The 9,980-nt window shown below is 37.1% G+C and carries 10 protein-coding genes; 3 read left to right on the forward strand and 7 right to left on the reverse strand.

Features of this window, described 5'->3' with window-relative positions; all coding sequences use genetic code 11:
- Window positions 1-125 precede the first annotated feature (125 nt).
- From kdsA to hemA, 7 genes are all read right to left on the reverse strand, one after another.
- Window positions 126-968: a 3-deoxy-8-phosphooctulonate synthase gene (gene kdsA, locus AC27G3_RS17830; protein WP_487123935.1), complete on the reverse strand. Its 843-nt coding sequence runs from the start codon at window positions 966-968 to the stop codon at window positions 126-128.
- Window positions 969-1,008: 40 nt separating this feature from the next.
- Window positions 1,009-2,274 carry a DUF819 family protein gene (locus AC27G3_RS17835; RefSeq protein WP_487123937.1) on the reverse strand — a complete coding sequence of 422 codons (1,266 nt, stop codon included), beginning with the start codon at window positions 2,272-2,274 and terminating at the stop codon, window positions 1,009-1,011.
- 100 nt (window positions 2,275-2,374) lie between these two features.
- On the reverse strand, window positions 2,375-3,172 hold the full coding sequence (locus AC27G3_RS17840; RefSeq protein WP_487123939.1) for a tetratricopeptide repeat protein: 798 nt from the start codon (window positions 3,170-3,172) through the stop codon (window positions 2,375-2,377).
- Between the two features lie 45 nt (window positions 3,173-3,217).
- The gene (locus tag AC27G3_RS17845; RefSeq protein ID WP_487123941.1) at window positions 3,218-3,583 is read right to left on the reverse strand and encodes a SirB2 family protein; all 366 of its coding nucleotides are present in this window, start codon (window positions 3,581-3,583) and stop codon (window positions 3,218-3,220) included.
- A 76-nt stretch (window positions 3,584-3,659) separates the two neighbouring features.
- Window positions 3,660-4,526, reverse strand: coding sequence for a peptide chain release factor N(5)-glutamine methyltransferase (prmC, locus tag AC27G3_RS17850; RefSeq protein WP_487123943.1), 867 nt, complete (start codon window positions 4,524-4,526; stop codon window positions 3,660-3,662).
- Window positions 4,527-4,551: 25 nt separating this feature from the next.
- Complete coding sequence (gene prfA / locus AC27G3_RS17855; RefSeq protein ID WP_487123945.1) at window positions 4,552-5,640, reverse strand: peptide chain release factor 1; 1,089 nt, start codon at window positions 5,638-5,640, stop codon at window positions 4,552-4,554.
- 231 nt (window positions 5,641-5,871) lie between these two features.
- Window positions 5,872-7,140 (reverse strand): glutamyl-tRNA reductase, encoded by a 1,269-nt coding sequence (gene hemA / locus AC27G3_RS17860; protein WP_487123947.1) that lies wholly within the window; start codon window positions 7,138-7,140, stop codon window positions 5,872-5,874.
- A 239-nt stretch (window positions 7,141-7,379) separates the two neighbouring features.
- Here hemA and lolB point away from each other — a divergent pair, with 239 nt between their 5' ends.
- From lolB to AC27G3_RS17875, 3 genes are all read left to right on the forward strand, one after another.
- A complete protein-coding gene (lolB, locus tag AC27G3_RS17865) occupies window positions 7,380-7,991 on the forward strand; it encodes a lipoprotein insertase outer membrane protein LolB (RefSeq protein WP_487123949.1) in 612 nt (203 codons plus the stop codon).
- 4 nt (window positions 7,992-7,995) lie between these two features.
- The gene (gene ispE, locus AC27G3_RS17870) at window positions 7,996-8,871 is read left to right on the forward strand and encodes a 4-(cytidine 5'-diphospho)-2-C-methyl-D-erythritol kinase (RefSeq protein ID WP_487123951.1); all 876 of its coding nucleotides are present in this window, start codon (window positions 7,996-7,998) and stop codon (window positions 8,869-8,871) included.
- Window positions 8,872-8,982: 111 nt separating this feature from the next.
- A complete protein-coding gene (locus AC27G3_RS17875) occupies window positions 8,983-9,933 on the forward strand; it encodes a ribose-phosphate pyrophosphokinase (protein ID WP_487123953.1) in 951 nt (316 codons plus the stop codon).
- Window positions 9,934-9,980: the final 47 nt, after the last annotated feature.

A 9,980-nucleotide genomic window follows, 5' to 3' on the forward strand; every position in this document is an offset into this window, starting at 1 on the left:
TTATTCACACTTTGACATTGAGCAATGGCATGAATTTTCAATTGACTAAATAACAAATTTAACCATATTTTGCCGAACATTCGATTATTCATACACATTAATCACAAACAAAGGCTTATCCCCTTCTAATCGATCATCAGTGGCTCAAAACTTTTTACCGTATCATCAATTGCTTTCATTTGTTTTAAATAAGGAGCTAACTTATCTAATGGTAATGCACATGGGCCATCACATTTTGCAATGCTAGGATCTGGATGCGCTTCAATAAATAAACCTGCTATACCAATTGCCATACCACTTCTTGCTAATTGCGTGGCTTGAGCTCGTCGACCATCAGCAGAGTCTGCTCGGCCACCTGGTTTTTGTAAGGCATGAGTCGCGTCAAATATTACTGGTGCATAGCTTTTCATTTCATCCATAGCAAGCATATCAACGACTAAATTGTTATAGCCATAGCAACTGCCGCGCTCACATAAGATAATGTTGTTATTGCCAGCTTCACCAAACTTAGTAATGATATGGCGCATTTCATGTGCTGCTAGAAATTGCGGTTTTTTAACATTAATAATTGCCCCAGTTTTTGCCATAGCAACAACTAAGTCAGTTTGACGAGCAAGAAAGGCAGGTAATTGAATAACATCAACTACTTCACTTACTGGCTGAGCCTGATGTGTTTCATGAACATCAGTAATAATAGGCACATTAAATGTTGACTTAATTTCTTCAAATATTTTCAAGCCTTCATCTAAACCTGGGCCACGATACGAATTAACCGAAGAGCGATTTGCTTTATCAAAAGACGCTTTAAAAACATAAGGTATACCAAGTTTTTGCGTCACCTCTACATAATGTTCAGCAATTTTCATCGCTAGATCACGAGACTCAAGTACATTCATGCCGCCAAATAACACAAATGGTTTATCATTTGCGACGTCAATACCTGCTACTGAAACTGATTCTATTGTCATAATTTTTCCAATGTTATTTCAATCAATGATGACTACAAGGTTATGCAGTACCAATAATCCTTAATAATTGTCCACAAATCCAAGCCATGTAAGTTCCTAAAGCATAGCCTAATACTGCGAGAAGTACGCCAACTGGTGCTAATGACGGATGAAAAGCTGAAGCAATAACTGGCGCTGAAGCTGCTCCACCAATGTTCGCTTTACTACCTACCGCTAAATAGAAAATAGGCGCTTTAATTAACTTACCAACAATAAATAGCAGCCCGACATGAATTGCCATCCAAATTAAGCCTAGTACAACGTATTTAGGCGCTTCGATAATCTGAGTAATATCCATATGTAAGCCAATGGTTGCAACAAGCACATATAAAAAACTACTGCCTACTTTTGATGCGCCGACAAACTCTAGTCGTCTTGCTTTTGTAAATGACAGTGCTAAACCAATTGTTGTCACTAACACTATAATCCAGAACAATTTACTGTGAAGACTAAACTTTTCTAAATTTGGGTGGTTTAATTGAAAATACGGTACTAAAAAGTCTGCTAGAAGATGAGCAAAACCTGCTCCGCCAAAACCTACGGCGAGAATCAACATAAAATCTTTTAACTCTGGACGACGTGCATTCTCTTGCTCAAACGCTTGAACTTTATCAATAAGTTTATCAATACCTGAAGTATCTGCGCCACTTTTTGCATCAATGCGCTTATGATTAGCAGCAAAATATAATAAAAATGCCATCCAAATATTTGCAACAATAATATCGACGGTAACCATAATGGTAAATATCTTACCATCAGCACCATAAATTTCTTTCATTGCAAGCATGTTAGCGCCACCACCAATCCAACTTCCCGCTAGTGCCGCCATGCCACGCCAAACAGCTTCAGGACCGGTTACGCCAAGTAGTTCAGGCCAAATAAATGAGATAATAAACAAAGCTATCGGGCCACCAATGACCACACCAACTGTTGCGGTAAAAAACATAATTAAGGCTTTATTACCAAGCGCCATAATCGCTTTAATATCAATACTTAACGTTAAGAGCACTAAACAGGCAGGCAACAAATAATACTTGGCAACTTCATCAACCTGGCTCAAATCTGCGCTAACAATGCCAAAAGTATTTAACAGTGATGGCAACAAATAACACATTAATAAAGCCGGTACGAACTTATAGAATTTTTGCCAAACAGGGTGACTACTATTAGAGGTATAAAAAACAAACCCTAGTATTAATGCTAATAAACCAAAAACGGTTGCATCATTCGTAATTAATGGCGTGTGAGCCACAAGTTCTTCTTGCATTTATTTTTCCTCTTTTATCGTATTTTTATTATATTTGTATCGATATACGTAAACCGCACTGCGAGTGTATCGCGATGTTTTATTAATTAGTGCTTAAGTATTAATGTATAGCAGGCTCTGCCACCGTAATATTATCAAGCTGTATTTTAAGTAACTGAGCCGCAGGATCTTTAGGGCACTGCTGAACAAAATAGCGATAATCATCCACAGCTACTTTAAAACAGTCAAGTTGATGAAGTAAAAAGCCGCGATCACGACGCTCAAAAGGGTCATTAGGGCTCACAGCTAATAATATATCAACGCATTTTAACGCTTTATCAAAATGACCTTCTTTAATTAACGCTGTTTTTAATGCTGATAAATGTTTCACGATCAAGCTTATATGACTCATGCTCTCAGGCTGATAACTATTTAAATCTTCAGCCTCATCCATTCGATAATCAAACTCTTCCCAATTTAATGATTCCCCAGTAACTGGATCAAAAATAATAGCGTACATATCATCACAAATAAGCCTAACCATGACTTTTTCTGGCACAAAAACAATATCACAATCATAACCACAGGCTTCGATAACATGTCGAAGCACAATAGCTTTTAAGGTAGGAGAAATAGTTCGATGATCCAAAGAGTTGTGAAGTTGATAAGCCATTACTGGCCAAACATCATTATGATTATCGATAAGTAATTGAGAAATAAATAACTCATTAATGAGTTGCTCTGCTTGTTCAAGCGGATCGTCAAATCCTTCAGAGGTTAGTTTACAACATTCAATTAATTCATCCACACTATCAATTCGGGTATTATTGGTAGAGAAAACAAACTCTTCTAACAATACTAACTTTTGCATTAGCCCTTTTTCATCAGAATTTATTTCTGACAACAACAACTCATTCATAAAACACTTTTCTACTTTTTAATCTAAAATAATTATCTACGCAGCTTATAAAAACATCGTTTCTTTTGTCATAGCAATACGTACAACCAAAATTACCCAGCCCATAGCCCCTAAATACCCGAAAATTTGCATGGTTTTATTGCGAGCAAATTTTAAGGTATACATCGCGGTAAAAATATAGGCCACAACAGCAATTAATTTTTCACCTAACCATAATTGTTCTACGGGGTTTATTGCAAGTTTAACAGCCATCATAACGCCTAAAACTAGTAATAACGTGTCGATTACATGGGGGGTTATCTTTACCCATTTACGCTTGAGTTGTTCTGAATTAAGCATTAACCAAGCAAAACGTAGCGTAAATAATGCAATACTTATCACCGCTAGGGTCATGTGAAGATGTTTGAACATTTTATTTTCCTATTGTTTGATTTTTGTTTGAGGTATTTTTTTTAAAGACATTATAAAATGCAGAAAAAGGCTAATATTAAAAATTAGCCCATGTTACACGATCATGACCAGATAAATCTTTAAAGGTTAACACTTTTTTGTAGTTCATTTTGCTAAGTATATTTCGAACCGCAGGGCCTTGTTGATAACCGTGTTCAATAAAAAGCTTACCATTTTTCTTTAAATACACTCGAGCGACATCTGCAATATGAATAATATCAGCAAGACCATGATCGTCAGCAACGAGTGCTGATTTTGGCTCGAAGCGGACATCACCTTGCGATAGATTCACATCATTGTTATCGATATAAGGAGGGTTAGATACAATAACATCAAACCTTGTTTCTTTATCTACCTCGCTAAACCAATTGCTTTGATAAACATTAACTTGTGGTAATTTTAAGTTTGCGGCATTGCGTTTAGCTAAGGCAACAGCATCTTCGCTAAAATCAACAGCATCTATGTGCCAATTGGCTTGCTCTGAAGCTAATGCTAACGCAATTGCACCAGTACCAGTGCCTAGGTCTAAACAATGAATGCTAGCTTGATCAGCAAATATTTCTAGTACCTTTTCCACTAAAACTTCAGTATCTGGACGAGGTATAAGCGTTGCAGGTGACACATTAAAAGGAAGAGACCAGAATTCTTTCACACCAGTGATATATGCAATGGGTTCCCCAGCTTCTCGGCGTGTTAACAACTGAAAGTATTGGTTAATTAATTGCTCAGAAATTTTTTTTTCTGGCCAGGTTAATAAATAACTGACTTCTTTATTTAAGACTAAACATAATAGTAGTTGTGCATCTAATTTAGCACTATCTGAACATGGTGCTAATAAGCGGCGACCATGTTCTACAAGTTGCTCAATAGATTGAGAGGTTTGTGAAGATTCAGTGTCTGTCATACCAAAGTAAACTTAAGCCTTTTTATTAGTTTTGTTCAGCAAGTGCCGCTAATAAATCTGCTTGGTTCTCTAGCATGATAGGTTCCATCACTAAGTTCAAACTACCTTCCATTATCTCACCTAAGCGATAAAGAGTTAAATTGATACGATGATCACTCATTCTACCTTGTGGAAAATTATACGTTCTAATACGTTCAGAACGATCACCACTGGCAACTAAATTTCGACGAGAAGATTCTTCATCACTTCGGCGTTTTTCATCTTCAGCTGCTTGTAATCTTGCTTGTAAAACAGACATAGCTTGCGCACGATTTTTATGTTGCGAGCGTTGATCTTGACACTCTACAACTACGCCTGTTGGAATATGGGTAATACGAATTGCCGAGTCTGTTTTGTTAACATGCTGACCACCCGCTCCTGATGCTCTAAAAGTATCAACTTTTAAGTCTGCTTTGTTAATTTCAATCGCTTCTGATTCAGGGATCTCAGGCATAACAACTACTGTACAAGCGGATGTATGAACACGCCCTTGAGATTCGGTTTCAGGTACACGCTGAACACGATGCCCACCTGATTCAAACTTCATAAATCCGTAAGCGCCATCACCAATCACTTTTATGACCACTTCTTTGTAGCCACCTTGTTCACTTTCGTTACTGTTCATTATTTCAAGTTTCCAGCCTTGTTTTTCAATATAACGGCTGTACATTCTAAATAAATCCCCTGTAAATATAGCGGCTTCATCACCACCAGCGCCTGCACGTATTTCCATATAACAGTTACGATCATCGTTTGGATCTTTCGGCAATAGTAGGATTTGCAAATCGTCAGATAGTTTTTCTACTGCTTTTTTCGCGTCTTTAAATTCTTCTTGCGCCATTTCGCGCATATCAGGATCATCATCTTTTAGCATTTCTTCTGCTGTGGCAAAATCATCCGTAGCATCTTGATACGCTTTAAATACTAATGTTACTTCTTCTAATTGTTTAAATTCTTTAGACAAAGCACGAAATTTTTCTTGATCGCTGATCGTTTCAGGATCTGATAATAGCGCTTGCACTTCTTCAAAGCGCTCAACGAGTACTTCAAGTTTTTGATAAACTGATTCTTTCATTAATAATAACTTCTTATCTACGGGTATAGAGATATCACTCAAAATAACACAATCTGTTATCCATGATTATTAAGTGATATGGAAAATTTTTTTTAATAATGCCGGCATTATATTCTACTTAAGATAATAACGCAGAGTTTTTTCTCGTTAAGGTGAAAAGATCTCTTGGTTGGTATATTAATCGATAATTATTTGACGTAATTAATTCAGGCGTGTTATCTGTTGCTAAAGCTAGTCTTCAGATTCAAGATCAAAAATATCTCGCAAATAAATAAGTTTATCTAATTCACCGCCTTGAGCAGCACTTTGTATAGCACTCGTTGGCGCATGCATAAATTTATTCGTTAACTTCGTTGCTAGCTCTGCCAGTACAGCCTCTGGCTTTTTATTATTTTGAAGCTGAATTAAGGCTTTTTCTAGAAGTTGATCACGATTCTCTAAACATTGTTGACGATAGCTAATCACCGTGTCTTGTGTATTTAAACCACGTAACCATGCCATAAAGCTATCTGACTGGCTACTCACCATACTTTCTGCTTGTACGGCAGCTTTTTGTCTATTTTGAATATTTTCGGCAATAATATTTTGTAAATCATCAACTGTGTATAAAAATACATCTTCCAGTTCAGATACTTGCTCTTCAATATCTCTTGGTACGGCTAAATCAACCATAAATATTGGTCGATGTTTTCTCTGAGACAACGCATGCTCAACCATCCCTTTACCAATAATAGGTAAAGTACTTCCAGTAGAGCTGATCACAATATCTGTTTGATTCATTTTCTCAGGTATTTGCGCTAGGGTAATAACATCTGCGCCAATTTGTTTGGCCATACCTTCTGCACGCGCGAGTGTTCGATTAGCCACCGTAATTTTACCCACCTTATTTTCATAAAGGTGTTTAGCGACTAACTCTATTGTTTCTCCTGCCCCTACTAAAAGTACATTCACTTTTTCGAGTTTGGCAAAAATATGCTTAGCCAGGTTTACTGATGCAAACGCGACAGAAACAGCGCTAGCACCAATATCGGTATCGGTTCTAACTTGTTTAGCCACACCAAAGGTTCGCTGAAACAACCGGTCAAGCACCAAAGCCATTGAACCTGCTGCTTTTGCTTGGCTATAGGCTTGTTTCATTTGACCTAAAATTTGAGGCTCGCCTAAAACTAACGAGTCTAAACCGCAAGCAACACGCATCATATGATTAACGGCATGTTGTCCTTGATGACAATATATACTGGGTAAAATAGTAGAAGCCGGTACTTTGTGGTAGTTTTCTAACCACTGCAAAATGCGTGCTTGCGTAAGGTTTACATCACCGTCTTGAACAACATATAACTCTGTACGATTACAAGTTGATAAAATAGCGGCTTCACCACATTGCACTTCTTGTAGCATTTGTTGCAGAGCAGCGCTTAAGTGATCAGGATTAAAAGCAATTTTTTCCCGAACAGCAACTGGTGCAGTTTTATGATTAATTCCAAGCGCGACAATGGACATATTGCTAAATATTTAACCTTTTCAATTTAATGATAACTTTAATGCTGAACTAGTTCTCCCTATTGTAATACGAATATCACTTAAGAGGTAAGTCATTAGCCTTATTATCTGTCAGGTTTTTTAAAATAGTAATGATCTGTAACAAAAATTTGAAGAAAATTTAACTTAGTTTCCCAAAATAGCATTAAATATGGTCAAATAAGCTCTCTTAGAAAACTCATCAAGGAAACCTCGTTATAATGATGCTAACTTTTCGCCTCTGTTTAATACTTTTCATTATCGGCTTAGTCAGTGGCTGTTCAACAAAGTCAATAACAAACGTACAAACTACTCAAACAGTTGACGAGAGAACACAGCAATTATTACAACTTAACGACTGGCAACTCACCGGTAAAATTGCCTTTATTCAATCAAGTAAACGTGAAAGTGCTTCTTTAAGTTGGCACTATAACGACACTGACAATAGCCAAGAACTCGATTTAAACTCATACTTGGGTATCAATGTTCTACATTTAACGTCAAACAACAACCTACATACTATTGAAGTCGATGGTAAAACTTATAAAAGCAGAAACCTTGACCAGTTAATTACCTCGCTGACCGGTTTTAATTTACCGACAAAAGCTCTAGTTTATTGGCTTAAAGGACTACCTTTTAGTGCCAATGATAAAATACAATACCATGACGATACTCAATTACCTGTCTCTCTTACTAGTGAATATAATAATCAGTTATGGCAAATTAATTATGCTAATTATCAACCCAATAATGGCGTTCAGTTAGCCTCTTCCTTTACCTTAAAACAACATGATTTACTCATTAAAATATCAATCAAAAAATGGACATTTTAAATAAATGAAACAACCTCCTTTTTTTCGTTTTTCATCTCCGGCCAAGTTAAATTTATTTCTGCATGTCGTCGGGCAACGTGAAGATGGTTATCACGAGCTAGAAACACTTTTTCAATTTCTCAATTATGGCGATACCTTAGATATCCGCATAAACAATTCAGGAGCAATTGATTTACTGACGCCAATGACCGGCGTAGCAACACAAGACAATTTAATTTATAAAGCAGCGAAATTATTACAAGACAGTACCAACAACACTCTTGGCGCTGATATAAAGATCAATAAAATTTTGCCTATGGGTGGCGGTTTAGGTGGCGGTTCATCGAACGCGGCAACCGTTCTATTAGCACTCAATATTTTATGGAATTGCCAATTAAGTACCGATGAATTAGCAAAGTTAGGTGTATCATTAGGTGCTGACGTCCCTATTTTTATTCATGGTTTCTCTGCTTTTGCACAAGGTATCGGAGAAAAACTGACTAAAGCTACGCCCAAAGAATATTGGTACTTAGTGAGTAAGCCTGCTTGTCATATTTCAACCGCAGCAGTTTTTACACATCAAGATTTACCACGTAATACACCAAAACTCACCAGTACAAAGATTAACCTTGAGCAATGCCATAACGATTGCCAAACATTAGTAATAAAACACTACCCTAAGGTTGCCAAGTTACTAACTTGGTTGTTAGAATACGCGCCATCTCGAATGACAGGAACAGGTGCGTGTATTTTTTCGCATTTCAACTCGGAAACTGAGGCGCTTTTAATACAATCGAAACTCCCGCCAGAGGTAGAATCGTTTGTTGCTAAAGGAGTAAATTCTTCTCCTGTATTAGTAGAATTAGAAGCTTTGAGAGAAAAAACTAAACTATTTAAATAATTTACTGAATTTTAGCTATATTAATATGAAGTTTTTATTTTTAATCTTTATGTTGATAACGCTAAATTTGGTATCGTAATGTTAATGTCTAAAGTTTCTGAGGAAATGACAGTGCCTGACATGAAAATATTTGCGGGTAACGCCACCCCTGAACTGGCCAAACAAATTGCTAACCGTCTTTATATTACTTTAGGCGAGGCCAAGGTTGGTAGTTTTAGTGATGGTGAAATAAGTATTGAAATTACTGAAAATGTTCGTGGTGCGGACGTTTTTATTATTCAATCAACATGCTCTCCAACGAATAATAACTTGATGGAACTTATAGTAATGATTGATGCATTACGCCGCGCTTCTGCCGGTCGTATCACTGCAGTAATTCCTTACTTTGGTTACGCCCGTCAAGATAGACGAGTACGTAGTGCTCGTGTACCAATTACTGCTAAAGTTGTAGCAGACTTCTTATCAAGCGTAGGTGTTGACCGTGTCCTAACGGTTGATCTTCATGCTGAACAAATTCAAGGGTTCTTCGATGTACCTGTTGATAATGTTTTCGGCACACCTATTTTACTTGAAGATATGCTAGAAAGAGAGTTAGACAACCCTATTGTTGTTTCTCCTGATATTGGCGGTGTTGTACGTGCTCGTGCTGTAGCAAAACTACTTAATGATGCTGACCTTGCTATTATTGATAAGCGTCGTCCAAAAGCTAATGTTGCACAAGTCATGCACATTATTGGTGATGTAAAAGACCGTGATTGTATTATCGTTGATGATATGATTGATACGGGCGGTACATTAGCCAAAGCAGCTGAAGCATTAAAAGAACATGGCGCAAAACGTGTTATCGCGTATGCAACTCACCCTGTTCTTTCTGGCAATGCTTGCGAGAACCTTAAAAATTCAGTAATCGATGAATTAGTGGTAACAGACTCTATTCCATTAACACCTGAACTGAAAGAACTTAAAATGATTCGCCAACTCACCCTAAGCGGTATGTTGTCTGAAGCAATCCGTCGCGTTTCAAATGAAGAGTCTATCTCTGCAATGTTTGAAAACGAATAATTTAACCATTAGTTAAATTAACGACGGCAAAAAAGCACCTTTATAGG

This window comes from Colwellia sp. SU-HH01217 (assembly GCF_057543495.1).

Bases quoted from the DNA above. Each gene is read 5' to 3' on its own strand.
- kdsA (WP_487123935.1), bottom strand. From the start codon at position 968: ATGACAATAGAATCAGTTTCAGTAGCAGGTATTGACGTCGCAAATGAT.
- AC27G3_RS17835 (WP_487123937.1), bottom strand. From the start codon at position 2,274: ATGCAAGAAGAACTTGTGGCTCACACGCCATTAATTACGAATGATGCA.
- AC27G3_RS17840 (WP_487123939.1), bottom strand. From the start codon at position 3,172: ATGAATGAGTTGTTGTTGTCAGAAATAAATTCTGATGAAAAAGGGCTA.
- AC27G3_RS17845 (WP_487123941.1), bottom strand. From the start codon at position 3,583: ATGTTCAAACATCTTCACATGACCCTAGCGGTGATAAGTATTGCATTA.
- prmC (WP_487123943.1), bottom strand. From the start codon at position 4,526: ATGACAGACACTGAATCTTCACAAACCTCTCAATCTATTGAGCAACTT.
- prfA (WP_487123945.1), bottom strand. From the start codon at position 5,640: ATGAAAGAATCAGTTTATCAAAAACTTGAAGTACTCGTTGAGCGCTTT.
- hemA (WP_487123947.1), bottom strand. From the start codon at position 7,140: ATGTCCATTGTCGCGCTTGGAATTAATCATAAAACTGCACCAGTTGCT.
- lolB (WP_487123949.1), top strand. From the start codon at position 7,380: ATGATGCTAACTTTTCGCCTCTGTTTAATACTTTTCATTATCGGCTTA.
- ispE (WP_487123951.1), top strand. From the start codon at position 7,996: ATGAAACAACCTCCTTTTTTTCGTTTTTCATCTCCGGCCAAGTTAAAT.